This is a genomic window from Pararhodobacter zhoushanensis, from assembly GCF_003990445.1.
Classification (GTDB): Bacteria; Pseudomonadota; Alphaproteobacteria; order Rhodobacterales; family Rhodobacteraceae; genus Pararhodobacter; species Pararhodobacter zhoushanensis.
Map to the genome: position 1 here is coordinate 1 of NZ_REEZ01000017.1, position 26,116 is coordinate 26,116.

Here is a 26,116-nt window from a genome sequence, read left to right on the forward strand (position 1 = left end):
AGGTGTTCCTCTCGGCCATCGCCCTCGCTGCGACCGTTCTCTTCTGGCTTTGAAAATCAATGAGTCTGGAACCTAGCTATGTCAGGTTTGGCCTTTCTGGTGAATCCAACCTTACTTCCTGACGAAATGGTCAATCTAGCGCTCTTTGTTGGCCTGTTTCCGATTCTCAACGGCGCCTTCGATACTCTCTCATACGCTGCCACCCTCGGGTTCATGCGTCGCGGCCTCGCGCGATATCCGGTGTGGATGGGAGTGGCGGATCTGGCGGTGGCGGCGGTGATCTTTTTGCTGCTGGCGGCCACGCTGCTCCTGGCGGTGGCGGGGATGAATGCGCTGTCGGGGAGTCCCTGGCTGGATCTTGACGCTTTGTTCATCGGTCTGAGGAATAGTCCTGAGAACTACTGGTGGCTGTACCTGATGCTGTTCTCGACCCTGCTGCCGACGGCGGCGCATGCCACGCTGGCCCTGCTGGGGTTGCAGGGCGTGTGGCCGCGCGCGTGGCGGCGGCGGGTTGCGGGGTGGGTGCGGGGCGCCGGCACGGATCCGGGGGCGGCGACCGGGGCCATGCTGGGCGTGGCGGTGCTGTGGTTTGTGCCGCTGGCCGGGGTCGGCGCGCTGCTGGCGGGGGTCTGGTGGCTGGGCCTCCCGCTGTTCGGGGCGATCGGTGCCGGGTATCTGACGGCGATGGAAGCGCTGGCGCGGGCGCTGGGGGCGGTGTGAGCCTGCGTTACCCCTCGACCGTCACATCGCGCCAGAAGGCGACGTGATCGCGGATCGCCTCGGCCTTGGGCAGCGGGTCGCGGTAGACCCAGGCGGCGTTGGCGCTGACGGTGCCGCCGTGGGAGAGCGTGTAATAGGACGCGGTGCCCTTCCACGGGCACAAAGAGGTGTGGTCCGAGGCGCTGAAAAACGCTTGGTTCAGCGCCTCGGGCGGGAAATAGACGTTGTTGTCGAACATCAGAGGCGTGTCGGTCTGGGCAATAACCTGCCCTTGCCAGATTGCGCGTGCCATCGTCTTTGCCCTTTTAGGTTAAAGCCCGGCGGCTTCGTCCACGCCGAGCATGATGTTGAGGTTCTGCACTGCTGCCCCCGACGCGCCTTTGCCGAGGTTGTCGAGCACCGCGATCAGCGTAGCGGCACCCGTTTTCGCGTTGCCATGGACCGAGAGTTCCAGCCGGTTGGTGCCATTGAGACGCTCGGGCCAGACGCGGGGTTCGTGGGTTTCCGCCGGGACGAGGGCGATGAAACGCTCCTTCTCATAGGCGGCTTGCAGGGCGTCTTCGGCGGCTTTGAACCCGGCCTCACCCAGATCGCGCAGGTGGACGGCGACGGCCATGCCCTGCGCATACTGACCGACAGAGGGCACGAAGACCGGCACGGTCGAGAGCAGGCCGTGGGTCTGGATCTCGGGCAGGTGCTTGTGTTGTTGCGTCGCGCCGTAAAGGAACGAGCCTGTGACCTCGCCGCTTTCATACTCGGCGATCATCGCCTTGCCGCCGCCGGTGTAGCCCGAAACGCCGGAGATCGCCGGAGGATTGGCCGGGTCGATGAGGCCGGCCTTAACCAGCGGGCGGATCAGGGCGATGGCGCAGGTGGACCAGCAGCCGGGGTTCGACACGCGGGCAGCCTTTGCCACAGCGGCACGCTGGCCGGGGGCCATTTCCGGGAAGCCGAACACCCAGTCGGGGGCGATGCGGTGCGCGGTCGAGGCGTCGATCAGCCTTGTGCCATGCGGCGCGGCCAGCGCCGCGGCTTCGCGCGCGGCGTCGTCGGGCAGGCACAGGATCGCCACATCGGCCTCGGCCAGCGCGTCGGCGCGGGCGGCGGGGTCTTTTCGGCGCGCGGGGTCGACCTGAATCAACGTGATGTCGCCCCGCGCTTGCAGCCGCTCGCGGATCTGCAGGCCGGTGGTGCCGACTTCGCCATCAATGAAGACCTTGTGTGCCATTGGAAAATTCCCGTTCCTGAAGTACGCGTGAGATAGGGCAAAGGGGGGCTTGGGGCAAGATTCGTTTGCCTGTGAACTATCGTCTCTGCTTGCACGACTCGCCTTGAGGCGGTAAGAAATTTTGACCAATTTGCGGAGGACTGCGCCATGCCCGTCATCACCACCATTGAGGATCTGCGCCAGATCTACCAGCGGCGGGCACCGCGGATGTTCTATGATTACTGCGAATCCGGCAGCTGGACCGAGCAGACCTTCCGCGAAAACACCAGCGATTTCGCCAAGATCCATCTGCGGCAGCGCGTGGCGGTGGATATGTCCAACCGCACGACCGAGACCGAGATGATCGGCGAAAAGGTGGCGATGCCGGTGGCGCTGGCGCCGGTGGGCCTGACCGGCATGCAGCACGCGGACGGGGAAATTCTGGCGGCCAAGGCGGCGGAAAAATTCGGCGTGCCCTTCACGCTGTCGACGATGTCGATCTGCTCGATCGAGGATGTGGCCGAGCACACCACCAAGCCGTTCTGGTTTCAGCTTTATGTGATGAAGGACGAGGATTTCGTGCGCCGGATCCTGCAGCGGGCCAAGGACGCGGGCTGCTCGGCTCTGGTGCTGACGCTGGATCTGCAACTGCTGGGCCAGCGGCATAAGGATCTGAAAAACGGGCTGAGCGCGCCGCCCAAGCTGACGATCCCGACGATGATCAATCTGGCGACCAAGGTGCAATGGGGCCTTGGTATGCTGGGCACCAAGCGGCGGTTCTTTGGCAATATCGTCGGCCATGCGACGGGGGTGGGCGATCCGGCGTCGCTGGGGGCATGGACGGCCGAGCAGTTCGATTTGCAGCTGACCTGGGCCAAGATCGAGAAACTGCGCGACATGTGGGGCGGCAAGCTGATCCTGAAGGGGATCAACGACGCCGAAGACGCGATCATGGCGCAGAAGATCGGGGCCGAGGCGATCGTGGTGTCGAACCACGGCGGGCGGCAGCTGGACGGCGCGCATTCGTCGATCCGCATGCTGCCGTCGATTCTGGACGCGGTGGGGGATACCACCGAGGTTCATCTGGACAGCGGGATCCGCTCGGGTCAGGACGTGCTCAAGGCGGTGGCGATGGGCGCGAAGTCGACGTTCATCGGGCGCTCGTTCGTCTACGGGCTGGGCGCGATGGGGGAGGCGGGCGTGACCAAGGCGCTGGAGATCATCCATACCGAGCTGGACAAGACCATGGCGCTGTGCGGCGAGCGCGATGTGAAGGCGCTGGGCCGCCACAACCTGATCGTGCCGCAGGGGTTTGAAGACCCGACGGCGGTGATCTGAGACCTCAGGCGGCGTCGGGCAGGACGGGCACATAGGGCCGTCCGCCGCGCCGCCGGGCCAGTTCGTCTTGTGCCTGTGCGATCGCGTCGGGCTGCTGGATCAGCGTCAGTGCGGTATGGGCCATGACGTTGGCGGCGCGGATCATCGCGCGGTGTGCGGCCGAGCTGCGGCCCTGGGCGACGGCCTGCCATGTGTGGCTGGGCGTGCCAACGGCCCAGGTCGCCAGCGCGGCCTCGACCACCGGGATCTGCCAGCTGACATCACCGACATCGGTCGAGCCGGTGCCCTGTTCAATCCGCCCGCTGAAGCAGCGCAAGCCGCTGTGCAGCGGCAGCCGCCCGTGGCCCTGCGGCAGCAGCGCGTCGGTTTCAGTCTGGGCGCGGCGGTCGGCGGCGGCGGTGTCGCCGAGGCTGTCGCGGATGGCTTGGGCAAAGGCGATCTCGTCGCGGGCAAAGTTGAGCGTTCCCAAGGCCAGCATCGCCTGATGCATGACAACGCAGAGTGCCGCATTGGGCAGCACATTGGCCGCGCCGCCCTCGCCGATGATCTCGACCTGCGTGCCGGTCATCAGCGCGGCCCCGCGCGCCACGTCATCGACGCGGGCGATCAGTGCGTGCAGGTCATCCAGTTCGGGCGCGCGGATCATGTAGAGGGATTCGGCGCGGGCCTGCACGACATTGGGCGCGCTGCCGCCCGCGTCGGTGGTGGCGTAATGCAGCCGGGCCTCTTGCGGCATGTGCTCGCGCAGGTAGTTCGCGCCGACGTTCATCAATTCGACCGCATCCAGCGCCGAGCGGCCCAGATGCGGCGACATCGCCGCATGGGCGGCGCGTCCGGTGAAGCGGTAGCGGCGGTTGGCGACGGCCAGCGTGGCGCGGGCGCGCACGGCGTTATAGGTGCCGGGATGCCAGCCGATGCCGACCTGCGCGTCGTCAAAGGCCCCGGCGGCGACCATGCGCACCTTGCCCCAGCCGCCTTCCTCCGCTGGACATCCGTAGTATCGCACGCGCGCGGCGATGCCGGTGTCGCGCAGTCGGGCCGCCAGTGCCGAGGCGGCCAGCATCGAGGCCGCACCCAGCAGATTATGCCCGCAGCCGTGACCATTGCCGCCGTCCTCGACCGCGAGGGGGGTTGCCAGACCAGCCTGCTGGCTGAGGCCGGGCAGGGCGTCAAACTCGCCCAGAAAGGCGATCACCGGCCCGTCAGTTCCCCAGTCAGCGGTAAAGGCGGTGTCCAGCCCGGCGATGTTGCGGGTGATGGCAAAGCCCTGCGCCGCCAAGGCGTCGATCTGGGCGGCGACCGAGCGGTGCTCGGCGTAGCACAGCTCGGGCGTGGACCAGATCGCGTCGGAAACCGCGGTGAAGGTCGGCGCGAGCCGCGTGACCTGGGAGGTGAGCGCCTGCATGGTCAGCCTCTTATGGGCAGGATAAGGCGCGAGGGATGCGCCGGGTCATGGTGGATGGCGTTGACGGCGATGCGGGTGTGGGTGTGACGGCCAATCGCCTCACCGGTGTTCGGGTTGGGGTCAAAGCGCGGGAAGGACGAGGACGACACCAGCACCCGCAGCCGGTGGCCGGGCTGGAAGGCGTTGGAAATCGGGTAGAGCGGGAAGCGGACGCGCACCACCTTGCCCGGTTCCATCATCGTCGGGCTGTCGAACCCGTCGCGGTAGCGGACGCGGAAGATGCTGTCGCACAGGTTCAGCCGATAACCGGTGGGCCATGTGTCGGACACCGGGTAGAGGTCTTGCAGCATGATGAAAATGTCGGTGTCGGGTGCGTCCGAGGACAGGAAAATCTCCACCTCGGGCACGCCGGTGACTTCGGTTTCCTGCTCGAACGGCGCGGTGGTGAAGACCAGCGCGTCGGGGCGGTCGGCCAGATCGCCGTAGGGCGGTTCGGCGAACATGCCGTCATGGGTGACTTGGTCCGCCGCCCCTTGCAGCACGATGCTCTGGCGCAGGGTGATCGGATCGCCGGTGCGCATCATGCGGGCGAAGGGTGGCAGGTTCTGCGTCATGGACGAGACGTTGCCCGCCACCGTCGGCATCGGGTGCGCGGGGTCATAGGTCAGGGTGCTGGGGGCCGAGGCCGGGGCCGTGTCACGGCTGAGCGTGGTATCGGGCTGCAGGAACCAGTCCTGCGGCTGGGTGCCGGTGGGGGGCCATTGCGTATCGGCGACCCATTTGGCGCCGTGCAGCAACTGCCCGGCGGCGTTCTTGCCGCCATCGCCGCCCATGCGGACATAACGCACCTTGGGCTGGTCGACCCAGGCGGTTTCATCCCCCTTCAAGAAGCGGTCAAAGAAGCGCAGCATCATCTGTTTGCGGTCACGCTCAAGGTTGCCCTTGATCGTCGCACCGGGGCCCATATCGACCTGACCGGTCAGGCGGTTGTCGAAATTCGGCCCGCCATGCACGCCCGCGCCCATCATGAGGTACTGGTGGCTGGCGCGGGCATCCATGGCGAGGAAATTCTCGATCGAGGCGCGGGCGTAGCTGTCGTACCAAGCGCCTGCGTAGACGGTGGGAATGTCGGCCGAGCGGTCGCGGTAGGGCGCGAAATTGCGGCTGGGGTTGCGCCAGAACGGGCCATCGTCGCCGTTGCGATACATATCCAGCGCCCATTTTTCCCATTTGGGCAGGGGGGCGAGGGGCGAGTTGCCCTCGGACCACGGCAGGCGGCAGAACCAGTCGTACATCTGTTCGGCATTGCGGACCATGGCGGTCTGGATCGCGGGGTCGGCGTGGGCTTCCTGCGCATGGATGCCGTTGGTGACGGCCCAGCCGAACCAGCGCATCTCGAACGCGCCATTGTGGCGGATGGCCGAGGTCAACCCGTTCGAGCCGCCTTGGTTCACCCACATTGCTTTCAGATGCGGCGGGCGCAGCAGGGCGGTGGCGTTCTGGTTCCATGCCCTGAGCGACGAGCCCTGCGTACCGATGTTGCCGTCGCAATAGGGGCGCTCGGCCAGCCATTCGATGACGTCATAGCCATCCTCGCCGTCCTGATCGAGCAGGATGAAATCGCCCTCAGACTCGTAGCGGCCCCGGGCGTCCTGCACGAGATACAGATAGCCGCGCTTGGCAAAATACTCGCCGTTGCCCGCCTGACCGGACGGGCCCTTGCCCGAGCGCGTGTCATAGGGCGAGCGGGTGACGACTGCCGGGAAGGGGCCGGGCAGCGGTTCGCCATCCTTGGCGGGGCGGTAGATGTCGACCGACAGCAGCACGCCGTCGCGGGCTCTCACCTTGACCGACCGCGAGATCACAACGTCATGGACCGGGTCGCTGATCATGGGGGTGTCTTTCATTGGGGAACCTCGGGGGCTTGGGCGGCGTCGAGTTCTTGCTGACGCAGGACGCGGCGCTGGATCTTGCCGACGGCGTTTTTCGGCAGGTCCGAGACAAATTCGATGCGGCGGGGGTATTTGTAGGGGGCGGTGGCGGATTTGACGAAATCCTGCAGCGCGCGGGCCAGATCGGGGCTGCCGTTGTGGCCGTCATGCAGGACAACGAAGGCTTTGACCACCTCGCCCCGCTCAGGGTCGGGGCTGGGCACGGCAGCGGCTTCGCGCACGGCGGGGTGCGAGATGAGGGCGTTTTCCACCTCTTGCGGGCCGATCCGGTAGCCCGCCGAGTTGATCACATCATCGCCGCGCCCCTCATAGTAGAGGTAGCCGTCTGCATCGGCGCGGGCGTTGTCCGAAGTCAGGAAGTAGGTCACGCCGTCAAGGGTTTGCAGCGTCTTTGCGGTGCGTTCGGGGTCTTGCCAGTAGCCCAGCATCATATGCGCGCTGGGCAGGCGCAGGGCGATCTGGCCGGTCTCTCCGGGGGCGGCGAAGGTGCCTTCGGCGGTGATCAGGTCCAGCGCGATCCCCGGCAGCGGACGGCCCATGGACCCGGCGCGGATGTCCGTGTCGCGGTAATTGGCGACCAGCATCAGGGTCTCGGTCAGCCCGTAGGCTTCCAGCACCGGGCGGCCGGTCATCGCGGTCCAGGCGTCCATCACCGGCGGGTTGAGGCTTTCACCGGCGGAAACCGTCAGGCGCAGGGCGGGCAGCGGGTGCTGGGAGAGGTCGAGCGCGACGAGGCGGCGCAGTTCGGTCGCGGCGGCGCAATAGACGGTGACGCCATGGCGCGTGAGCAGATCGAGACGGTAGGCCGGATCGAAGGGGCCGTCGAAAAACAGCACGGTCGCGCCCCGGCTCCACGGGCCGAACAGAATAGCGGTGCCAGCCTTGGACCAGCCGGTGTCGGCGGTGCAAAACATCACGTCGGTCGGGCCAAGGTCGAGCCAATGCTCAGCCGAGCCGCGCCATGCGTGCAGGGCGCGGGCGGAATGGGTGACACCTTTGGGCAGCCCGGTGGAGCCTGAGGTGTAGAAGATCAACGCCGGGTCTTCGGCGGCGACGGTGGCGGCAAGGAAGGTGCCGGGGTCTTCGGTCAGCATCGGCTCCAGCGCTTCCCAGCCTTCAGGCGCGGGGGCGCGGGTGCCGGGCACATCGGGCGGCAGCGCGGGGTCGGTGGCGATGCAGAGCGTGCCGGGGGCGGTGGCGGCGAATTTGCCGATCTCGGCCTGCGTGGTGATCACCGCCCGCGCGCCCGAGTTTTCCAGCCGGTAGGCGATGTCCTTCTCGGTCAGCATGGTCACGCAGGGAATGGCAATCGCGCCGAGTTTGAGCGCGGCGACCATGGCGATCTGCCACGCGGGCACGCGGGGCAGCATGATCAGCACCCGGTCGCCCTGCTGCACCCCGCGCCGCTTGAGCGCGGCGGCGAGGCGGTCGCTGAGATCAGCGATCTGAGCAAAGCTGTAGGACCGCTCGACCCCCGCCGCGTTGCACCAGATCAGCGCGGGCGCGGCGGCGTTGCGGGCCGTGTCGGCGGCGAAGGCGTCAACAACATCGGTGCCGAAGTTGAAGGTCGGCGGTGTGCGCGGGTCATAGCCCGCGCGCAGGGTTTCGTAGCGGTCCATAAGGCTCCTCCCGACCGCCATCAAACGCGCGGCAAGGCGGCAAGGAAGTCGCGGGTTTTCTGCGCCAGAACATCGGGTTGATCGCCCCAGATGGTGTGGTTTGAGTCCGAGATCACCTCAAGCCGGGCATTGGCGAAGGCGGCGGTCAGGTCAGAGGCCTGCGTGCCCGACAGCACGTTAGAGCGGTCGGCGTTCAGGATCAGGACCGGGGCCGTGATCGCGGCGACATCGGCGCTCTGGTCGGTGGACAGGTTCAGGAACACCTTGGTGATCGCGGGCAGATCATAGGCCCAGCTCCACTGGCCGTCGGGTTCTTGCCGGAAGTCGCCCTCCATCGCCATGTGGTGCATAGCCTCGCTCAACCCTTTGCGCTGGGGCAGGGCCATGGCGTAGGCCTCGGCCTCGGCCCGGGTGGCATAGGTACGCTTGCGGGTGTGGTGCGAGCGCAGGTATTTGACGATCTCGCTGTCGGAACAGAAAAAGCTGGGGTCCGACAGGATCAGCCCGGCAATGCGGTCGGGGTTGGCGGCGGCGAAGGACACGGCGACCTGATTGCCGACCGACGAGCCGATCAGGGTGATGCCGGTCAGGTCCAGCTTTTCGGCCAGTTTGGTGATGTCGCTGGCCATTTCGGCGATGGCATAGGTGGTCGCGGGTCGGTCCGAGGCCCCATGGCCGCGCATATCGACGGCGATGACGCGGGCGGCGTCTTTCAGGCTGGCGCCCAGATGGCCCCAGGCATGGGCGGTCATCGAGGTGCCGTGCAGGCAGATCACCACCGGGCCGGTGCCGCCATTGTCCAGATAGCGGATCTTCACGCCGTCCAGATCGACGATCTTCGAGGTCCAGATGCGGGCGAGGGTTTCGGTCATCATGTCGTTGTTTTCCTGTAGAACTTAGGTGTCGCCATTGGCGATGCAGGCCGCAACCTCGCGCGAGGCGGACCCGGTCATGCGATGGGTCAGCGTGGCGCAGGGGGCTGTGGCCAGCGGGCAGCGGCTGCGAAAGCGGCAACCGCTGGGCGGGTTACGGGGGCTGGGGACGTCGCCGGTGAGCAGGGGCACGTCCTCGATCCTTGCGTCGGGATCGACCTTGAGGGACGAGGCGAGCAGGGCGCGGGTATAGGGGTGCTGCGGCGCCGTCAGCACATCGGCGGCGCTGCCCAGCTCCATGATGCGGCCCAGATACATCACCGCGACGCGGTCGGCGAACTGGCCGACAACGGTGAGGTCATGGCTGATGAACAGATAGGTCAGGCCGTAATCGCGTTGCAGATCGACCAGCAGGTTAAGGATCTGCGCCTGTACCGACACATCGAGGGCCGAGGTCGCCTCGTCCAGCACGATCAGTTCGGGCCGCATGGCCAGCGCGCGGGCGATGGCGACGCGCTGCTGTTGGCCGCCCGACAGCTGGTGAGGGAATTTGTGGAAGGTGCTGGGCGGCAGCTCGACCTGCGCGAGCAGGGCGTGGACCTGTTTGTCCCGTTCGGCCCCGCGCGCGATGCCGTGAACGACCAGCCCCTCGGCGATCAGGCTGCCCACGGTCCAGCGCGGGTCGAGCGAGCCGAGCGGGTCCTGAAACACCACTTGCGCCTTGCGGGCCAGCGCCTTGCGGTCCTTGGCACCGTCGGCGTCGATGCTGCCACCGGCGATGGGTTCCAGCCGCAGGATGGCGCGGCCAAGGGTGGATTTACCGCAGCCGGATTCGCCGACCAGTGCGAGGGTTTCACCGCGTTTCAGTTCGAAACTGGCGTCCTCGACCGCGCCGACATGGCCGGTGACACGCTGAAAGAACCCGCTGCGGATGGGGTAGCGGACCGAGACATTGCGCAGGGAAAACAGCGGGTCAGCGGACATGGGCGGTCATTTCCTCGGCTTTGAGGCAGCGCAGGAGGCGGCCATAGGACGCGGTTTGGAACGCCGGTTCGGTCTGCGCACAGCCCGCGTCGGCGAGTGGGCAGCGGGGGTGGAAGCGGCAACCGGTGGGCATCGCGGCGGCGGAGGGGACGGAACCCGGCAGCGCCTCGATCCGCGCGCCCGGAAGGCCGGTGGGGATGCTGGAGAGCAGCGCGCGGGTGTAGGGGTGGCGCGGGTCGCGGATGATCTGCGCGACGGGGCCGCTTTCGACCACCTGGCCTGCGTACATCACCGCCACATCATCGGCCATTGCGGCGACGACGCCGAAATCATGCGTCACCAGCACCAGCGCCAGATTAAGCTCGCGCTGCAAGCGGCGGATCAGGGTCAGCACCTGCGCCTGAATGGTCACATCCAGCGCGGTGGTGGGTTCATCCGCGATCAGCAACTCAGGCTCCGAGGCCAGCGCGATGGCGATCATCGCGCGCTGGCGCTGGCCGCCCGACAGCTGGTGCGGGTAACGGTCGAGGGCTTCTTCGGGGTCGGGCAGGCCGACATGGCGCAGCCATTCGGTGCCCTTGGCGCGCAGGGCCTCGCGGCTCGTCAGCCCGGTCAGCGAGAGGGATTCGTTCAGCTGCTGGCCGATGGTATGCACCGGGTCCAGCGCGCGGGACGGGTTCTGGAAGATCATGCCGATCTTGCGACCCATGAGGCCCCGGCGGCGGCGTTCCTTTTCGGAAAGGCGCGAAATCTCCGCGCCCTCCAGGGTTACGGTGCCCCGGTCAATGGCTCCGCCTGCGCCCAAGAGGCCGGTGATCGCCAGCACCGTCACCGATTTGCCCGAGCCCGACTCGCCGATCAGCGCCAGCGCGCGGCCCCGCTGGACCGAGAGCGAGATGTCCGAGCAGACCTCAAGCGCGCCATAGCGCACGGCCATGCCGTCAACGCTGAGGAGCGGGGCGTCGTCACCGGCCTGCGCGGCCGGTGAGAGGGTGTTGACCGGGGCGAGGCTCATTCGCTGACCCAGACTTCGCGCAGGCTGGGGAAGCCCTGCGTCATCATCGGGTGCCAGCCATGCACGCGGGCATGCGCCGGATGCAGCAGCAATGAGGCCCAGCCGGGCAGGGTGGTCTGCACGTTCTCCGCGATATAGCGCTGGATGTCCCAGAGCATCGCCTGACGCGCCGCCGGATCGCCGATGGTGCGCTGCTCTTCGATCATCGCGGTCAGCTCGGGGTCATCGACACCGGCATAATTGCGGATCGCGCCGGGGATATAGTGGGTCGAGAGGTACTCGTCCGCCTCGGCGAACGGGCTCATGACCATGTAGAGCGCCTCGAAATTGCCTTCACGTCCCAGCGCCATGCCCGCTGCGCGGTCAACGATGTTGATCTCGGCGGTGATGCCGATATCGGCCAGATCCTGCTGGATCCATTCGCCCTCGCGCACCATTTCCTCGCCGTAGTTCAGCAAGGTGAACTGAAAGGTGAAACCGTCCGGGTAGCCCGCCTCGGCCAGCAATTCGCGGGCGCGTTCCGGGTTGGGGGTGCCATAGAGCGCGATACGCTCATCGTCGGGCAGGGTCTGGGTGGACAGCGCCGGGCCGACCACGCCGCCGACAGCGCCGCCGCCGCGGATCACCTCACCCATCGCCATGCGGTCGATGGCCATGTTGATCGCTTGCCGCACGCGGATGTCCGAGAAAGGCTCGAACGCCGGGTTCAGGTACATCTCGGTCTGCGTGTTCGAAATGGTCTGAATGTCTTGCAGGCCGGGCACCTGCGCCTGAATCTGCGCCATTTGCGTCAGGTTCAGCGGGCCGAACCAGATGTCGATCTGACCCGAGCGGAAGGCGATGATGCGCGCGTTCAGATCGCGGATCGGGGTGATTTCGACCGCATCGAGATAGGGCAGCTGGTTGCCCGCCGCGTCATGGCCGAAATAGGTGGGGTTGCGCACATAGGTGGTGGCCACGCCCGCCTCATCGCCGGTCAGGATGAACGGGCCGGTGCCGATCACGGTGGTGTTGCGGTCATAGCCGCCGTCGAAGGCCTCGGTCGGAAGAATCCACATGTTCTGATGCGCAAGGTTCTGCAGCAGGACCACGTTGGGCGACGACAGGGTCAGCACGACGGTGTAATCGTCGGGCGCGGTGATCGTATCGACCGCCGACAACAACCCGCCCTGCACACCGCCCGCGCGCATCGCTTCATAGGTCGCGACTACATCTGCCGAGGTGAAGCCACGGCCTGAGACCGGGGCGACATCCTGCCAGACGACGTCATGGCGCAGATGGAAGGTGTAGGTCAGCCCGTCGTCCGAGATTTCCCAGCTTTCGGCCAGAGACGGCGTGGGCACGAACTCGCCATACGCGATATCGGGGCCGGTGCCCCACGCGACCAGCTGGCTCAGCGCCAGACCCAGCCGCGAATGCACGGCAAATTCGGTGCTGGCGAGCGGGTCGAAATTGGGCGCATCGGCGTGCACGTTGATGCGCACTAGACCGCCGTATTGCGGGGTCTCCTGAGCGGTGGCGGCCAGCGGCAGGGCCAGAAGCGCCCCCGCCAACAGGCTGCGCGCAAAGCGCGCGGCGCGGGTGGGAGGGGTGAAATGTCGGGTCATATCGGGGCTCCTGTTGGGGGAATTATGATTATGGGTAGTGGGTTAGCGGCGGCGCGGGTCGAGCACATCGCGCAGCGCGTCGCCGATCAGGTTCAGCGCCAGCACGCTGATCGTCAGCATCAGGCCGGGAAACACGATCAGCCACGAGGCAATGCCGATGAACCGCGTGCCCTGCGCCAGCATGGTGCCCAGCGACGGGTTCGGCGGCGGGGTGCCGACACCCAGAAAGCTGAGCGCGGCCTCGGTCATGATGGCGATGCCGAAGGACAGCGAGCCCATGACCAGCATCGTCGGGATCAGGTTGGGCACGCCATGGGTCAGCATGATGCGCAGGCTTGATGCGCCGATTACCCGCGAGGCGGCGATGAAATCCTGCGCGCGGACCTTGATCATCTCCGAGCGCACCACCCGCACAAAGCGCGGGATCTGCGCCAGCGTCACGGCAATAACCACGTTGCGCACGCTGGGCCCGAGCATGGCGGCGATGAACAGCGACAGCACCAGCGAGGGCAGGGTATCAAGCGCCTCGACAATCCGCTGGATGATCATGTCGGTCCAGCCGCCGAAATAACCTGAGATCAGCCCGATCATGCCGCCGATGATCATGGTGAAGGTGACCACCAGCAGGCCGACCAGCAGCGAGATGCGCGTGCCATAAAGCACCCGCGAAAACACATCGCGCCCGATGTCATCGGTGCCGAACCAATGCGCCAGCGAGGGGGCCTTGAGCACCGCGCGGCGGTCCTGAAACAGCGGGTCGTACTGGGTGATCAGCGGGGCCAGCAGGGCCAGCAACAGCACCGTGGTAAGGATCACCAGCGCCGTGCAGCCGATCGGCTCGCGCAGCAACGCGCGCAGGATGCCGAGGAAACGGTTGGGGCGGCGCTCGACCACGTCGGGCGAGGGGGCGAGGGTCACGAGCGGGCCTCCCGGATGCGGGGATCGACGGCGCCGTAAGACAGATCGACCAGCAGGTTCACGACGATGGTGATGAAGCCATAGGTCAGCACAGCGGCCTGGATGGTGGGGTAATCGCGGTTATCGACGGACTCGAACAGCAGGTTGCCAAGGCCGGGGATGTTGAAGATCCGCTCGATGATCACGGTGCCCGACAGCAGGTTGCCAAATTGCGTGCCAAGCAGGGTGATCACCGGGATCAGCGCGTTCTTGAGCCCGTGGCGCACATAGATGCCCCCCGGCGTCACGCCGCGCGCGCGGGCGGCGCGGATGAAATCGGCGCCTGTCACCTCAAGCATCGCCGAACGCGTGAGGCGCGACAGCGCCGCCGCGACGCCCAGCGACAGGGCGAGTGCGGGGAAGATCACCTGCTGCACATTCGCCCAAGGTTCGGTGGTAAAGGGGCGATAGGGCAGTGGGATGTAATAGCCGATGGCGGCCAGACCCGAGAGGGTGAGCAGCCCCAGCCACAGCTGCGGCACGGCCAGAAACACCGTCGAGGCCATACGCAGCGCCACATCGCCCGGCGTGCCGATCCACAGCGAGGCGGCGACACCGGCGCCGATGCCCAGCACCGAGCCAAAGGCGATGGCGAGGATCGACAGTTGCAACGTCGGTACGATGGCGGTGCGGATCTGGTCGGACACCGGCCGCCCGGTCCACAGCGAATTGCCCAGATCGCCGTGCAGCACCCCCGCCGCCCAATGCGCGAACTGGGTGAGCACCGGCTGATCCAGCCCCATCTCGGCGCGTTTCTGCGCCAGCAGTTCAGGCGTGACCGCGCCGGCCTCGGACAGCTGCTGGTTGACGATGTCACCGGGGACAAAGCGGATGGCAACGAAGAGCATGACCGACACAGCCATCAGCACGATGACGCCAAGAACCGCGCGGCGAAGGGCGAAGGTGAGCATGGCTCAGCGCGTCCGCTGCCAGCGCGCGGTGGCGGCGGCGTCTTCAACGGGCAGATCGGCTTTGGTCCAGCCCGCAAACCCCTCGTCCAGATGCCAGACCTTGGTATAGCCCATTTCCATCAGTGCCAGCGCGGCCAGCACCGAGCGGCCACCCCCGGCGCAATAGACGACGTATTCGGCGTCCTCGGTGAAGAACTCGCGGTGATAGCCCATGGCGGGGTCGGCCCAGAATTCCAGCATGCCGCGCGGGACGTGATGCGAGTCCGGGATCGCGCCCTTGTCCAGCCGCTCCTGCAGCTCGCGCAGGTCGATGACGGTCAGTGCTTCGCCCTGATCGCGGCGCGCCTGCAGCCCGGCGGCGTCCAGCGTCGGAACCCGGTCGCGCAGACTGTCGACCCAGCCCATGGTGTTGCGGATGGTCATAGCAGCGGTTCCTTTTTGGCGGTGTCGGTGAGCGAGGCGTTGACGCCGCGCAGGTCGGCGGCAGGCGTCAAGGCCGTGTGCAACGCCGAGACAGGGGCGTAATCGCGCGCCTTGTTGACCTTCTCTTCCCAGGTGCTCAGATGGCAGCGCATCGCTTCCTCGGCCGCCAGCGCATCGCCGCGCGTCAGCGGCTCGAAGACCGCGACATGCTCCTCATACGAGCGCTGGGCGTCATGCGGCGTCTGGTGGCGCATGGTGAACAGCGTGGTCAGCACGGTCATGTCACGCAGATTGGCGGCGAGCACCGAATTGCCCAGACTGTTGGCCAGACAGACGTGGAAATCACCCAGCAGATAGCTGCGGCGGGGGATGTCGTCGCCCGCGACGGCCTCGGCCTGCGCGTCCAGATGGCGGGCGATCTGATCGAGCGCGGCTGTCGGCAGCGCCTGCTTGCGGCGGGCGAGGTGGCGTAGCAGCCCGGTCTCGATGATCTCGCGCGCTACGTAAAGCTCGCGGGCCTTTTCGGTGTCGACCTCGGTCAGATACCAGCCGCGGCGCGGGCTGACCGTGGCGATCCCGCGCGCCGCCAGATCGACCAGCGCTTCGCGCACGATGGTGCGGCTGCAGCCGAACAGTGCCGCCAGATCCTGCTCGCCCAGCCGCGTGTTGGGGGCAAGACGTTGTGACAGGATGGCGTCAATCACCTGCGAACTGATGGTGTTGGCATTGGCCAAAGGCGGGCTCCAATCTTGTATGCAAGATCTGCATGCAAGATATGAATGCAAGATTCCCCGCAGTTTTCAACAAAAAAAAGCCCGCGCCGGGCGCGGGAGGAAATTGGCAACATAAGAAGAGCTTACGTGACGGTTTGGTGAAATTTTCATCACCTGCACGACGTGCTAGCTGCGGCAGACAGGCCGACTCGGCAACCGATGCCGCTTCATCTTGCCAAAAATACGCACAGAACCGGGTCAGCCAGACCCCGCGTCGGGCAAGGCGCAAATGGGGATTTTCAAGGGGTGCGCGCACCCCTTGAAGCGGGGGCGGGTGGCAACCCGCGCGGCGCGAGCGGGCTCGATGCCCGCGAGCGCCGCACCTACCCGTTCAAAGCGCCAGATCCACCCAGACCGGCGTGTGATCCGACGGTTTCTCCCAGTCGCGGGGCGCGCCCTCGACCCAGGCGTCCTGCAGCCGGTCCGCCGCCCCCGGCGACAGCAGCCAATGGTCGATGCGGATGCCATCGTTGCGCTGGCGCGCACCGGCCTGATAATCCCAGAACGAATAGATCCCTGGTCCCGGATGGCGCAGGCGAACCGCGTCATACAGCCCCAGCATCTCCAGCCGCCGGAACGCCGCGCGGGTTTGCGGCAGGAACAGCGCGTCCTCGCGCCACGCATCAGGCCGCGCGGCGTCCGCCGGTTGCGGGATGACGTTGAAGTCGCCGGTCAGCGCAAAGGGGGTCTCAAGTGCCAGCAGGTCGCGTGCCCGTGCTTCCAGCCGTTCCATCCAGGCCAGCTTGTAGTCGTATTTCGGCCCCGGTGCCGGGTTGCCATTGGGCAGATACAGCCCGCAGACGCGGAACCCGGTGTCGCCCACATCGGCCTCGATATAGCGGGCCTGTTCGTCGCTCTCATCACCCGGCAGCCCGCGCGTGACGTTGGTCAGCGGCAGTTTCGACAGGATCGCGACGCCGTTGAAGCCCTTCTGGCCGTGGGTTTCCAGCTGATAACCGCGATCTTCGATGATCGAGCGGGGGAAGGCCTCGTCAACCGATTTGATTTCCTGAAACACCGCGACATCGGGTTTGGCTTCGTCCAGCCAGCGTTCGATGACCGGGGTGCGGGCCTTGACGCCGTTGATGTTGAAAGTAACCAGTTTCATCGGCGCGTCCTGCTCAAGAGCTTTCATAGCATCGGTAATGGCATCGGGGGCGCAGGGTGATCCTGCGCCCCCGACTCGTGGATAGCCTATATCTTAGCGCGCGGCGAGGTAGCGGCCAACAAAGGCGTTGGCATAGCCGACGGCACCGGACTGATAGGCCTCGTAGCTTTCCAGCACGCGGGCGGCATCGGGGCTGGCAGCGCGCTGTTCTTCAACGACTTCGCCCCAGGCCGATTTCATCCCGGCGATGACGTCATCGGGGAAGTTCAGGAACTCGACGCCCGCCTCTTCCAGCGAGGCCATCGCGCCGACGTTGTAATAGTCGAACTGACCCAGCGTCTCCATCGAGCATTGCAGCGCCGCCGCTTCCACGATCGCTTTCAGATCGTCGCTCAGACCGGCCCAGGCTTCGGTGTTCACCACGACCTGCAGCGCCGCGCAGGGCTCGGCATAGGCGGGGGTGTAGCACAGGTTGGTGATGCGCTGCAGGCCGAAGGCCTGATCGAGCAGCGGGCCGACCCATTCGGCGGCGTCGATGGCGCCCGATTGCAGCGACTGGAAGATCTCGGTCGGCGGCATCAGGATGGCGTTAACGCCCAGTTTGCGCATCATCTCGCCGCCCAGACCGGCGATGCGCATGTTCAGCCCTTGCAGGTCAGCCAGCGATTCGATGCGGTTCTTGAACCAGCCACCCGCCTGCGTGCCCGAGTTGCCCGAGTAGAAGGGTTTCAGGTTCCGCTCGGCATAGATGCTGTCCCAGATTTCCTGACCGCCGCCCCATTTCAGCCAGGCGTAATGCTCGTTCGCCGTAAGGCCGAAGGGCACGCCTGTGAACCAGTGGGCCGCAGCGGTTTTCGACGCGGCGTAATAGGGCGTGCCGTGGCCGATTTGCACGTTGCCCGCCTGCACGGCATCTTCGACCGCGAAGGGCGGCACCAGCTCGCCCGCGCCGTAGACGGTGATGACCATCCGGCCCGAGGAGAGTTTCTCGACCAGTTCGGCAAAGCGGGTCGAGTTGGTGCCGACGCCGGGTGCCGCTTTGGGGAAGCTGGACGGCATGTCCCATTCGATACGCTCTTGCGCGATGGCAGGGGCGGCGAGGGTGGTGGCAGCGGCAAGGCCCGCGCCGCTTTTCAGGAAAAGTCTGCGTTTCATGGGTGGTCCTCCTAGTTAAACATCAGGGTGGGCAGCCAGGTGGCGATCTGGGGGAAGAAAAACACCAGCGCCAGCGCCAGGATCTGGATCAGTACAAATGGCACCACGCCGCGATAGATGTCTATCGTCGTGATGCCCGGCGGCGCGACGGATCGGAAATAGAACAGCGCAAAGCCGAAGGGCGGGGTCAGGAAGCTGGTCTGCAGGTTCATGGCCATCATCACCGCGAACCAGACCGGCGAGATGTCACCGGCCAGCACGGCAGGGCCAAGCAGCGGCACGACGATGTAGATGATTTCCACGGCCTCAAGGATAAAGCCAAGGAAGAACACGATCACCATCACCGCCAGCATCGCGCCCATTTCGCCGCCGGGGAATTCGCGCATCAGGTGCTCGACCGCGCGTTCGCCGCCGAAGCCGCGAAACACCAGCGACAGCATCGAGGCGGCGATGACGATGCCGAAGACCATGCCGGATATCTTGATCGTCTCAACCATCGCGCCGTGGACAAGCCGTCCGGCCATCAGCCGCCAGAGCGCGACGACGACACCCAGCGCAATGAGCAGGGCGGCGGCGACGCCGGCCATCCCGGCGAGCGTGTTCAGGTCGGCGCGGCCAAAGCCTGCGACCTTGAGCGCGACGAGGGCAAAGGCGGACAGACCCGCGATGGCAATCAGCGCGCGTTCCCAGGTGTGTTTGCTGATCGCGAAGGCGGCCATCAGGCCCGCGCCGACAGCGCCCAGACCGGCGGCCTCGGTCGCGGTGGCGATACCACCCAGAATTGAGCCGAGCACGGCGAGGATCAGCAGGACGGGGGGCAGGAAGGTATAGAGGATCTCGCTGCCCGAGACGGGTTCATTGACGCCAACCCGCTTGGTGCGGCCGGGCCGCAGGGTGATCAGCAGCCACAGGGCGTAGAGACCGACGAGCAGCAGGCCCGGAAGCATGGAGCCTGCGAAAAGATCGGCAACCGAGACGGGCTGCGGGGCGAAGTTTCCGGCGCGCTGTTGCGCCTCAAGATAGGTGTTGCCGATCTGGTCGCCCAAGAGGACCAGCAGGATCGACGGCGGAATGATCTGCCCCAAGGTACCCGAGGCGCAGATCAGCCCGGCGGCCTGCCGTTTGGGCACACCCGATTCCAGCATCGGCGTCAGCGCGATCAGCACCAGCATGACGATGGTGGCGCCGATGATCCCGGTCGACGCGGCGATGATGGTTGAGAACGCCAGCACCGACAGCGCCATGCCCAGTGGCGAGCCGCCCAGCAGTCGGGCGAGGACGCGCAGCATGTTCTCGGCCAGATTGGCGCGTTCCAGAAACACACCCATCAGCACGAAAAGCGGCACGGCCATGAGTAGGGTGTTCGACATAACCCCCTGAACGCGCGAGGGATAATTGGACAGGAAGGCGAGGTTGAACAGGTCGAACTGCCCCGCGATCACCGCCAGCACGAATGGCACCCCGGCGATGGCCAGCATGGCGGGAATGCCCGACAGGATGCCACCAAACAGCGCGACAAACAGAACGATCAGCATCCATTCCTGACCGCTCATGCCAGTGTCTCCTTGCGCAGCAGGTTGGCGAGGCCCTGGATGATCATCAGCGCCGCGGCCAGCGGCAGGGCGGTTTTCACCAGATACATGCCGCCAAGGCCCCCCGGCGTGGTTGATCCTTCACCGATCTGCCACGAAAAGGCGATATCGCCCCAGCCCGCCCAGATGATCAGGCCGAATATCGGCGTCAGGAAGAACGCCCAGGCCACCGCATCGGCGGTCGGCAGGTAGCGGGCGGGCATGCGTTCGGCCAGCACCTCGACCCGGACATGGCCGCCGCGCGCGTGGCAGAGCGGCACGGCGAGGATCAGGAAGACGGCGAAGGCGTAGCTCGCCAGATCCTGCATCTTGATCGATCCCGACCCAAAGCCATAGCGCAGCACGACGTTGATCAGCACCATGCCGACCAGCGTCCCGCCTGCCGCCATGCACAACCATAGCGTGAGCCGGTCAAGCAGGCGCGCCAGCGCAAGAAAGGCTTTGATCACAGATTGTCCCCCGTCGCCGCGCGAGGCGGTTCTTGGGGGCCACGAAACCCAAATGTCACGCTGCTGTCAAGGTTTAGCGTCGGGGGTGTGATGTGTGGACAGGCGCGGCGTCGGGCGGGTGAGGATGAACACGATCACCGCGCCCAGCGTCACGCCCTGAATGGCCAACACTTTGACCGGCAGGTGCAAGAACACGCTGAGCGCGACGGTCGCGCCGATGGCGATCATCGCGAAGGTCTTGGCACGCGACGAGATCGCGCCCTCGGCCCGCCAGTGGTGGATCGGGGGGCCAAGGCGGGGGTGGTCGAGCAGCCAGGCCTCAAGCCGCGGGCTGGAGCGGGCAAAGCAATAGGCGGCCAGCAAGAGCAGGGGTGTTGTGGGCACCAGCGGCAGCACGATCCCCGCCACGCCCACGGCAAGCGAAAGCCCGCCCGCGATCATCCAGAATAGCCGCAGCATCGCCGCCCCCTTTGGTTCTGGCCGCTCAGATAGGGCGCGGACAGGGGCTTGACCAGTCGGCTCAGAGCGCGGCGGCGGCGCGGGCGGCCTGATCGTAGCTGCCCGAGAGGGTGCGCAGAAGCGCCGCGAGTTCGCTCATCGCCTCGGTCTGCAGAGTGCCGGGGTTGAGCAGGCTGGCGCGGATCTCGGCGTAGCGCTGGCACAGCGCCGCGCCCTCAAGCGTGACGCGGACCGCCTTTTCCTTGCCCTTGCGCTCGGTCGTCACCAGCTTTTGCGCAGTCAGTTTGCGGATCGCGTAATTGGCCAGATGCGTGTCCTCGATGTTGAGCACAAGGCACAGATCGGCCAGCGTCTTGGCCCGGTCGCGGTGGGCGACCTGATGCAGGATCAGCACCTCCATCGGCGACAGCTGTGCGCCCGCCGCGCCCATGCAGCGTACGATCCAGCGTTGAAAGGCGTGGTTGGCCATGGTCAGCGCGAACTCCAGCTCGCTGAGCGCGGGGGCATCACCGGCCAGATGGGCCGAACTGACGACGGGGCCGAGGGGTTGGGTCATGGGTGCCTCCTGTACAGAACCCTTGACGTGACGCTGACAATTTGTCAACGATTTGTCGGTAAACAGCGAGGGACAGTCATGAGCGTTTGGGATTTCTGGATCGACCGGGGCGGCACATTCACCGATGTGGTCGGGCGTGACCCGGACGGCGTGCTCAAGCCGCTGAAACTGCTGTCGGAAAATCCGGGCGCCTATGAGGATGCCGCGATCGAAGGCATCCGCCGCCTGCTGGGGGGTACGATTGACCCGGCGCGCATCGGCACGGTGAAGATGGGCACGACGGTCGCAACCAATGCGCTGTTGGAGCGCAAGGGTGACCGCGTGGCGCTGCTGATCACGCGCGGCTTTCGCGATGCGCTGAAGATCGCCTATCAGGCGCGGCCCGATATTTTCGCCAAGGAAATCATCCTGCCCGAGCAGCTTTACGCCCGCGTCGTCGAAGTCGACGAGCGGCTGCGGGCGGATGGCGCGGTCGAGATCCCGCTGGATATGGACGGGGTTGAGGCGGCGCTGCGCGAGCTGAAGGCCGACGGGTTCGAGGCGCTGGCGATTGTCACCCTGCACAGCTGGAAAGCCCCCGAGCACGAGGCGGCGATTGCCGCCAAGGCGCGTGAGATGGGCTTTGCTCAGGTCTCGGTCAGCCATGAGGTCAGCCCGCTGATTAAACTGGTCGGGCGCGGCGACACCACGGTGGTGGACGCGTACCTGTCCCCGATCCTGCGGCGCTATGTGGCGCGGGTGGCGGGCGCGCTGGGGGCGACTCCGGCGGGCGAGCCGGGGCCGGTGCTGCAATTCATGATGTCTTCGGGCGGGATGACCGCGGCCGAGGCGTTTCAGGGCAAGGACGCGATCCTGTCGGGGCCTGCGGGCGGCGTGGTCGGCATGGTGCAGACCGCGCGGCTGGCCGGGCATGACAAGGTGATCGGCTTTGATATGGGCGGCACCAGCACGGATGTCGCCCATTGCGCCGGGGCCTATGAGCGGGCGTTCGACACCGAGGTGGCGGGCGTGCGCATCCGTGCGCCGATGATGCGCATTCATACGGTGGCGGCGGGCGGTGGCTCGATCCTGCATGCCGAGCCGGGGCGCTTCCGCGTGGGGCCCGATAGCGCCGGGGCCGATCCGGGGCCAGCCTGCTACCGGCGCGGCGGGCCGCTGACGGTGACGGATGCCAATGTGATGCTGGGCAAGCTGAACCCCGATTTCTTCCCGCCGATCTTTGGGCCCGGGCAGGATCAGCCGCTGGACCGGGCGGTCGTTGTGGAGAAATTCGCCGAGATCGCCGAGCGAGAGGGCAAGAGCGCCGAGGAGGTGGCCGAGGGCTTCCTCAAGATCGCCGTCGAGAACATGGCGAACGCGGTCAAGAAGATCAGCGTGCAGCGCGGGTATGACGTGACGCGGTATCTGCTGAACTCGTTCGGCGGGGCCGGGGGGCAGCATGCCTGTCTGGTGGCCGATGCGCTGGGCATGGAGCGGGTGCTGATCCACCCGCTGTCGGGACTGTTGTCGGCGTATGGGATCGGCTTGGCCAAGGTGGCGGTGAGCCGTCAGCAGGCGCTGCTGGAGCCGCTGGGCGAGGGGTCGCGTGGCGCGATCGAGGGGCTGATCGACAGCCTGCGCGCGCAGGTCGGGGCCGAGATGGTCGGCCAGGGCGTGCCCGAGGACGCGATTGCGTGGCGGCCGGTGCTGATGCTGCGCTATGCGGGCACGGATACGGCGTTGCCGGTGGTGTTCGACGGCGATCTGGGTGCGGCTCAGGCCGAGTTCGAGGCGATCCACAAGGCGCAGTTCGGCTTTGTCCAGCACGGGCGCGAGATCACCGTCGAAGCGATTGATCTGCAAGCCGAAGACGGGCGCGAGCAGGGCGGCGACGAAGCCGCGCAAGAGGCGGTCGAGAGCAAGCCTAAGGCGGGCGCGACGGTCGAGATCTTCTCGGGCGGTGCCGCGCATACGGCGGGGGTGTTCCGGCGGGCTGATCTGAGCCGTGGTTCTGTGATCACAGGGCCTGCGCTGATCATCGAGGATAACCAGACGGTGGTGATTGAACCCGGCTGGCGGGCGCAGATCACCGCGCGTGATCACATCGAGATGCATCGCTACCGCGCGGCAGAGCGCGCGCAGGTGGCGGGCTCGGAACAGGCCGATCCGATCTTGCTGGAGGTGTTCAACAACCTGTTCATGAACATCGCCGAACAGATGGGTCTGGCACTGCAGAACACAGCACATTCGGTCAACATCAAGGAACGCCTGGATTTTTCCTGCGCGGTGTTTGATGCGACCGGCGCGCTGGTGGCCAATGCGCCGCATATGCCGGTGCATCTGGGGTCGATGGATCGCTCGGTTGAATCGATCATCCGGCAGAATCCGGTGATCAAACCGGGGCAGGTCTTCGCGCTGAACGCGCCCTATAATGGCGGCACCCATTTGCCTGACATTACGGTGGTGACGCCCGTCTTTGACGATGCGGGCGAGACGGTGCTGTTCTGGTCCGCCTCGCGCGGGCACCACGCCGATGTCGGCGGCACCGCGCCGGGGTCGATGACGCCGCTGGCCACCACGGTGGATGAGGAAGGCGTGCTGATCGACAACTTCCTGATGGTCGATGAGGACGGTTTCCGCGAGGACGCGCTGCGCGAACTGCTGCTCGATCACCCCTATCCGGTGCGCAACGTCGGCCAGAACATCGCTGATCTTAAAGCACAAGTTGCCGCCAACGAGCGCGGCGCGACCGAGCTGCGCCGCATGGTCAGCGATTTCGGGCTGGATGTGGTGCAAGCCTATATGCAGCACGTGCAGGACAACGCCGCCGAGGAAGTGCGCCGCCTGCTGGGCCGGTTGAGCGATTGCAGCTATGAATACCAGACCGACACCGGGCAGGTGATCAAGGTCGCCATCACGGTGGACCGCGAGAAACGTCAGGCAACAGTCGATTTCACGGGCACGTCAGAGGCTTGGGAGAACAACTTCAACGCACCTGAGCCGGTCACGCGGGCGGCGGTGCTCTATGTGTTCCGGGTGATGGTCGAAGCGCCGATCCCGATGAACGCGGGCTGCCTGCGGCCCATCACCATCATCGTCCCTGAGGGCTGCATGCTGGCGCCCAAATACCCGCGCGCGGTGGTGGCGGGGAATGTGGAGACCTCGCAGCATGTGACCAACGCGCTGTTCGGCGCGCTAGGGGCGATGGCCAACAGCCAGGGCACGATGAACAACCTGACCTTCGGCAACGAGACGTATCAGTATTACGAGACGATCTGCTCGGGCTCGCCTGCGGGGGTGATGAACGACGGGCGCGGCTATGACGGCACGTCGGGGGTGCATGTGCACATGACCAACTCGCGTCTGACCGATCCCGAGGTGCTGGAACTGCGCTTTCCGGTGCTGCTGGAGGAATTCGGGCTGCGCGATGGCTCGGGCGGCACCGGGCGCTGGTCGGCGGGTGAGGGCACGACACGCACCATTCGGTTCCTTGAGCGGATGGATTGCGCGATCCTGTCGTCGCACCGGGCGCGCGCGCCCAAGGGGCTGGCGGGGGGCGGTGACGGGCAACCGGGGCGCACGGTGGTGCGGCGTGGCGATGGCACGCGCGAAATCCTGCCCGCCTGCGCGCAGACGGTGCTGGAGGCGGGCGAGGCGGTGACGGTGGTCACGCCGACCTCGGGCGGCTACGGCAGCTGATCAGGGCAAGGGGGTGATGCTGACCGGCGCGCCCCCTTGCGCGCCGTAAAGCAGCACCTCGCCGCCCTCGGTCACCACAACCAGCCAGTCGCGGGCGAAGGTGACGGCGGCGGCAGTCGCGCCGTCGGGCAGCGTGATCGTATCGGGCAGCACGGGCAGCGGCGCGGGTGTGGACAGCCGCGTGACAAGCAGGCCGACGATGGTTACAAGCCCGACGATCATCACGCCCGCGAGCGTGGTGACCAGCAATTTCAGAAAACGCAGGTCTGCGGGGAGCGGTGGAATGTCGTCATCAGAAGACATGGACGGGGATTCCCTGGATATCGAAGTGATCATCGGCGCGAACCCGCCCGACCGACTTGATAAGGCCTTGGCGCGCGATGTGCCAGAGGAGGCCTCGCTGTCGCGTTCGCGGCTGGTCAAGCTGATCGGTGAGGGCTCGGTGTCGCGCGAGGGCGTGGTGCTGACGGATACCAAGGCGAAGGTCGCCGAGGGCGATGTGATCGTCATCGCGGTTGAGCCTGCCGAGGAACTGGAGACGCTGGCCGAGGATATTCCGCTGAGCGTTGTCTATGAGGACGGTGAGCTGATCGTCATCGACAAGCCGGCGGGTATGGTGGTGCATCCCGCACCCGGCACACCGCGCGGCACGTTGGTGAACGCGCTGCTGTATCACTGCGGCGACACGCTGTCGGGGATCGGCGGGGCAAAGCGGCCCGGTATCGTTCACCGGATCGACAAGGAGACCTCGGGGCTGTTGGTCGTCGCCAAGACCGACCGGGCGCATCACGGGCTGGCCGCGCAATTCGAGGCGCATACGGTCGACCGGCTCTACCGCGCGCTGGTCAACGGGGTGCCGGATGCGGGCGATCCGCGTCTGAAGGGCATCAAGGGGATCAACTTTGAGCCGGGCGGCGTGCTGAAAATCACCACGCGGCTGGACCGTCACCGCCACGACCGCCAGAAACAGGCGGTGTATTTCGACCGGGGCCGCCATGCGGTGACGCGGGCGAAGGTGATCGAAAGCTTCGGCGATCCGGTGCAGGTATCGCTGATGGAGTGCCGGCTGGAGACAGGGCGCACGCACCAGATCCGCGTGCATATGGCGCATGTCGGGCACGGGCTGGTCGGCGATCCGGTCTATGGCGGGCGGCGCAAGGTCTCGCCCAACGCGCTGCCTGCGGGCGGGGCCGAGGCCGTGGCGGCTTTCCCGCGTCAGGCGCTGCATGCGGCGACGCTGGGGTTCATCCACCCGGCAAGCAAAGAGCGGCTGACCTTTCAGTCGCCGCTCCCGCAGGATTTTCAAGCGTTGCTAGATGTGCTGACGCGCTGAGCC

Annotated in this window: 24 protein-coding genes; 4 read left to right on the forward strand and 20 right to left on the reverse strand. The window is 66.3% G+C overall.

Translation table 11 applies throughout. The annotated features are described in order from the left end of the window. Window positions 1–78: 78 nt before the first annotated feature. On the forward strand, window positions 79–720 hold the full coding sequence (locus EAE28_RS22405) for a DUF3742 family protein (RefSeq protein ID WP_164736753.1): 642 nt from the start codon (window positions 79–81) through the stop codon (window positions 718–720). Between the two features lie 7 nt (window positions 721–727). Here the strand turns inward: EAE28_RS22405 and EAE28_RS22410 are convergent, their stop codons facing one another. Both EAE28_RS22410 and argC read right to left on the reverse strand, forming a co-directional pair. Continuing rightward, window positions 728–1,012 carry a DUF427 domain-containing protein gene (locus EAE28_RS22410; protein ID WP_127110518.1) on the reverse strand — a complete coding sequence of 95 codons (285 nt, stop codon included), beginning with the start codon at window positions 1,010–1,012 and terminating at the stop codon, window positions 728–730. 18 nt (window positions 1,013–1,030) lie between these two features. Further along, on the reverse strand, window positions 1,031–1,948 hold the full coding sequence (argC, locus tag EAE28_RS22415; protein WP_127110520.1) for an N-acetyl-gamma-glutamyl-phosphate reductase: 918 nt from the start codon (window positions 1,946–1,948) through the stop codon (window positions 1,031–1,033). A 147-nt stretch (window positions 1,949–2,095) separates the two neighbouring features. Between argC and EAE28_RS22420 the strand changes: the two genes are divergently transcribed. After that, entirely contained in the window at window positions 2,096–3,265 is a 1,170-nt protein-coding gene (locus EAE28_RS22420) for an alpha-hydroxy acid oxidase (RefSeq protein WP_127110522.1), read from the forward strand. A 4-nt stretch (window positions 3,266–3,269) separates the two neighbouring features. On the opposite strand, the gene EAE28_RS22425 is transcribed toward EAE28_RS22420, so the two are convergent. The 17 genes from EAE28_RS22425 to EAE28_RS22505 all read right to left on the reverse strand — a co-directional run bounded on the left by EAE28_RS22425 (window position 3,270) and on the right by EAE28_RS22505 (window position 21,102). Beyond that, window positions 3,270–4,670, reverse strand: coding sequence for an amidohydrolase (locus tag EAE28_RS22425; protein ID WP_127110524.1), 1,401 nt, complete (start codon window positions 4,668–4,670; stop codon window positions 3,270–3,272). 2 nt (window positions 4,671–4,672) lie between these two features. Beyond that, window positions 4,673–6,577, reverse strand: coding sequence for a CocE/NonD family hydrolase (locus EAE28_RS22430; protein ID WP_220443986.1), 1,905 nt, complete (start codon window positions 6,575–6,577; stop codon window positions 4,673–4,675). Then, complete coding sequence (locus tag EAE28_RS22435) at window positions 6,574–8,241, reverse strand: acetate--CoA ligase (RefSeq protein ID WP_181954513.1); 1,668 nt, start codon at window positions 8,239–8,241, stop codon at window positions 6,574–6,576. The genes EAE28_RS22430 and EAE28_RS22435 overlap by 4 nt, the downstream gene beginning before the upstream one ends. 20 nt (window positions 8,242–8,261) lie before the next feature. Continuing rightward, window positions 8,262–9,116, reverse strand: coding sequence for an alpha/beta fold hydrolase (locus EAE28_RS22440; RefSeq protein WP_127110526.1), 855 nt, complete (start codon window positions 9,114–9,116; stop codon window positions 8,262–8,264). Window positions 9,117–9,137: 21 nt separating this feature from the next. Further along, on the reverse strand, window positions 9,138–10,097 hold the full coding sequence (locus EAE28_RS22445; protein ID WP_127110528.1) for an ABC transporter ATP-binding protein: 960 nt from the start codon (window positions 10,095–10,097) through the stop codon (window positions 9,138–9,140). Further along, window positions 10,087–11,112 (reverse strand): ABC transporter ATP-binding protein, encoded by a 1,026-nt coding sequence (locus EAE28_RS22450; protein WP_127110530.1) that lies wholly within the window; start codon window positions 11,110–11,112, stop codon window positions 10,087–10,089. The genes EAE28_RS22445 and EAE28_RS22450 overlap by 11 nt, the downstream gene beginning before the upstream one ends. After that, window positions 11,109–12,719 (reverse strand): ABC transporter substrate-binding protein, encoded by a 1,611-nt coding sequence (locus tag EAE28_RS22455; protein WP_127110532.1) that lies wholly within the window; start codon window positions 12,717–12,719, stop codon window positions 11,109–11,111. The genes EAE28_RS22450 and EAE28_RS22455 overlap by 4 nt, the downstream gene beginning before the upstream one ends. Window positions 12,720–12,761: 42 nt before the next feature. Then, a complete protein-coding gene (locus EAE28_RS22460; RefSeq protein WP_127110534.1) occupies window positions 12,762–13,637 on the reverse strand; it encodes an ABC transporter permease in 876 nt (291 codons plus the stop codon). Further along, window positions 13,634–14,587 carry an ABC transporter permease gene (locus tag EAE28_RS22465; protein ID WP_127110536.1) on the reverse strand — a complete coding sequence of 318 codons (954 nt, stop codon included), beginning with the start codon at window positions 14,585–14,587 and terminating at the stop codon, window positions 13,634–13,636. The genes EAE28_RS22460 and EAE28_RS22465 overlap by 4 nt, the downstream gene beginning before the upstream one ends. Window positions 14,588–14,590: 3 nt before the next feature. Further along, a complete protein-coding gene (locus EAE28_RS22470) occupies window positions 14,591–15,010 on the reverse strand; it encodes a rhodanese-like domain-containing protein (protein WP_220443987.1) in 420 nt (139 codons plus the stop codon). Next, window positions 15,007–15,744: a GntR family transcriptional regulator gene (locus EAE28_RS22475; RefSeq protein ID WP_127110538.1), complete on the reverse strand. Its 738-nt coding sequence runs from the start codon at window positions 15,742–15,744 to the stop codon at window positions 15,007–15,009. The genes EAE28_RS22470 and EAE28_RS22475 overlap by 4 nt, the downstream gene beginning before the upstream one ends. Window positions 15,745–16,114: 370 nt before the next feature. After that, entirely contained in the window at window positions 16,115–16,891 is a 777-nt protein-coding gene (gene xth, locus EAE28_RS22480) for an exodeoxyribonuclease III (protein WP_127110540.1), read from the reverse strand. Between the two features lie 93 nt (window positions 16,892–16,984). Then, entirely contained in the window at window positions 16,985–18,046 is a 1,062-nt protein-coding gene (locus tag EAE28_RS22485) for a TRAP transporter substrate-binding protein (protein WP_127110542.1), read from the reverse strand. Window positions 18,047–18,057: 11 nt separating this feature from the next. Further along, window positions 18,058–19,599, reverse strand: coding sequence for a TRAP transporter large permease (locus EAE28_RS22490; RefSeq protein WP_127110544.1), 1,542 nt, complete (start codon window positions 19,597–19,599; stop codon window positions 18,058–18,060). Continuing rightward, window positions 19,596–20,087 carry a TRAP transporter small permease subunit gene (locus EAE28_RS22495; RefSeq protein ID WP_220443988.1) on the reverse strand — a complete coding sequence of 164 codons (492 nt, stop codon included), beginning with the start codon at window positions 20,085–20,087 and terminating at the stop codon, window positions 19,596–19,598. Before EAE28_RS22495 ends, EAE28_RS22490 begins: the two co-directional genes overlap by 4 nt. Window positions 20,088–20,153: 66 nt before the next feature. Next, entirely contained in the window at window positions 20,154–20,546 is a 393-nt protein-coding gene (locus EAE28_RS22500; RefSeq protein ID WP_342773129.1) for a YbaN family protein, read from the reverse strand. A gap of 61 nt (window positions 20,547–20,607) precedes the next feature. Then, complete coding sequence (locus tag EAE28_RS22505; RefSeq protein WP_127110546.1) at window positions 20,608–21,102, reverse strand: winged helix DNA-binding protein; 495 nt, start codon at window positions 21,100–21,102, stop codon at window positions 20,608–20,610. Window positions 21,103–21,180: 78 nt separating this feature from the next. Between EAE28_RS22505 and EAE28_RS22510 the strand changes: the two genes are divergently transcribed. Further along, on the forward strand, window positions 21,181–24,780 hold the full coding sequence (locus EAE28_RS22510; protein ID WP_127110548.1) for a hydantoinase B/oxoprolinase family protein: 3,600 nt from the start codon (window positions 21,181–21,183) through the stop codon (window positions 24,778–24,780). Here EAE28_RS22510 and EAE28_RS22515 read toward each other — a convergent pair whose 3' ends face one another. Continuing rightward, window positions 24,781–25,083 (reverse strand): DUF6476 family protein, encoded by a 303-nt coding sequence (locus EAE28_RS22515; protein WP_127110550.1) that lies wholly within the window; start codon window positions 25,081–25,083, stop codon window positions 24,781–24,783. Between EAE28_RS22515 and EAE28_RS22520 the strand changes: the two genes are divergently transcribed. Further along, window positions 25,082–26,113, forward strand: coding sequence for an RluA family pseudouridine synthase (locus EAE28_RS22520; RefSeq protein WP_127110552.1), 1,032 nt, complete (start codon window positions 25,082–25,084; stop codon window positions 26,111–26,113). The genes EAE28_RS22515 and EAE28_RS22520 overlap by 2 nt on opposite strands. Window positions 26,114–26,116 lie beyond the last annotated feature (3 nt).

Excerpts from the sequence above, each read along its gene's own strand:
- EAE28_RS22405 (WP_164736753.1), top strand. The coding sequence starts at position 79 with ATGTCAGGTTTGGCCTTTCTGGTGAATCCAACCTTACTTCCTGACGAA.
- EAE28_RS22410 (WP_127110518.1), bottom strand. The coding sequence starts at position 1,012 with ATGGCACGCGCAATCTGGCAAGGGCAGGTTATTGCCCAGACCGACACG.
- argC (WP_127110520.1), bottom strand. The coding sequence starts at position 1,948 with ATGGCACACAAGGTCTTCATTGATGGCGAAGTCGGCACCACCGGCCTG.
- EAE28_RS22420 (WP_127110522.1), top strand. The coding sequence starts at position 2,096 with ATGCCCGTCATCACCACCATTGAGGATCTGCGCCAGATCTACCAGCGG.
- EAE28_RS22425 (WP_127110524.1), bottom strand. The coding sequence starts at position 4,670 with ATGCAGGCGCTCACCTCCCAGGTCACGCGGCTCGCGCCGACCTTCACC.
- EAE28_RS22430 (WP_220443986.1), bottom strand. The coding sequence starts at position 6,577 with ATGAAAGACACCCCCATGATCAGCGACCCGGTCCATGACGTTGTGATC.
- EAE28_RS22435 (WP_181954513.1), bottom strand. The coding sequence starts at position 8,241 with ATGGACCGCTACGAAACCCTGCGCGCGGGCTATGACCCGCGCACACCG.
- EAE28_RS22440 (WP_127110526.1), bottom strand. The coding sequence starts at position 9,116 with ATGATGACCGAAACCCTCGCCCGCATCTGGACCTCGAAGATCGTCGAT.
- EAE28_RS22445 (WP_127110528.1), bottom strand. The coding sequence starts at position 10,097 with ATGTCCGCTGACCCGCTGTTTTCCCTGCGCAATGTCTCGGTCCGCTAC.
- EAE28_RS22450 (WP_127110530.1), bottom strand. The coding sequence starts at position 11,112 with ATGAGCCTCGCCCCGGTCAACACCCTCTCACCGGCCGCGCAGGCCGGT.
- EAE28_RS22455 (WP_127110532.1), bottom strand. The coding sequence starts at position 12,719 with ATGACCCGACATTTCACCCCTCCCACCCGCGCCGCGCGCTTTGCGCGC.
- EAE28_RS22465 (WP_127110536.1), bottom strand. The coding sequence starts at position 14,587 with ATGCTCACCTTCGCCCTTCGCCGCGCGGTTCTTGGCGTCATCGTGCTG.
- EAE28_RS22470 (WP_220443987.1), bottom strand. The coding sequence starts at position 15,010 with ATGACCATCCGCAACACCATGGGCTGGGTCGACAGTCTGCGCGACCGG.
- xth (WP_127110540.1), bottom strand. The coding sequence starts at position 16,891 with ATGAAACTGGTTACTTTCAACATCAACGGCGTCAAGGCCCGCACCCCG.
- EAE28_RS22485 (WP_127110542.1), bottom strand. The coding sequence starts at position 18,046 with ATGAAACGCAGACTTTTCCTGAAAAGCGGCGCGGGCCTTGCCGCTGCC.
- EAE28_RS22490 (WP_127110544.1), bottom strand. The coding sequence starts at position 19,599 with ATGAGCGGTCAGGAATGGATGCTGATCGTTCTGTTTGTCGCGCTGTTT.
- EAE28_RS22500 (WP_342773129.1), bottom strand. The coding sequence starts at position 20,546 with ATGCTGCGGCTATTCTGGATGATCGCGGGCGGGCTTTCGCTTGCCGTG.
- EAE28_RS22505 (WP_127110546.1), bottom strand. The coding sequence starts at position 21,102 with ATGACCCAACCCCTCGGCCCCGTCGTCAGTTCGGCCCATCTGGCCGGT.
- EAE28_RS22510 (WP_127110548.1), top strand. The coding sequence starts at position 21,181 with ATGAGCGTTTGGGATTTCTGGATCGACCGGGGCGGCACATTCACCGAT.
- EAE28_RS22520 (WP_127110552.1), top strand. The coding sequence starts at position 25,082 with ATGGACGGGGATTCCCTGGATATCGAAGTGATCATCGGCGCGAACCCG.
- EAE28_RS22515 (WP_127110550.1), bottom strand. The coding sequence starts at position 25,083 with ATGTCTTCTGATGACGACATTCCACCGCTCCCCGCAGACCTGCGTTTT.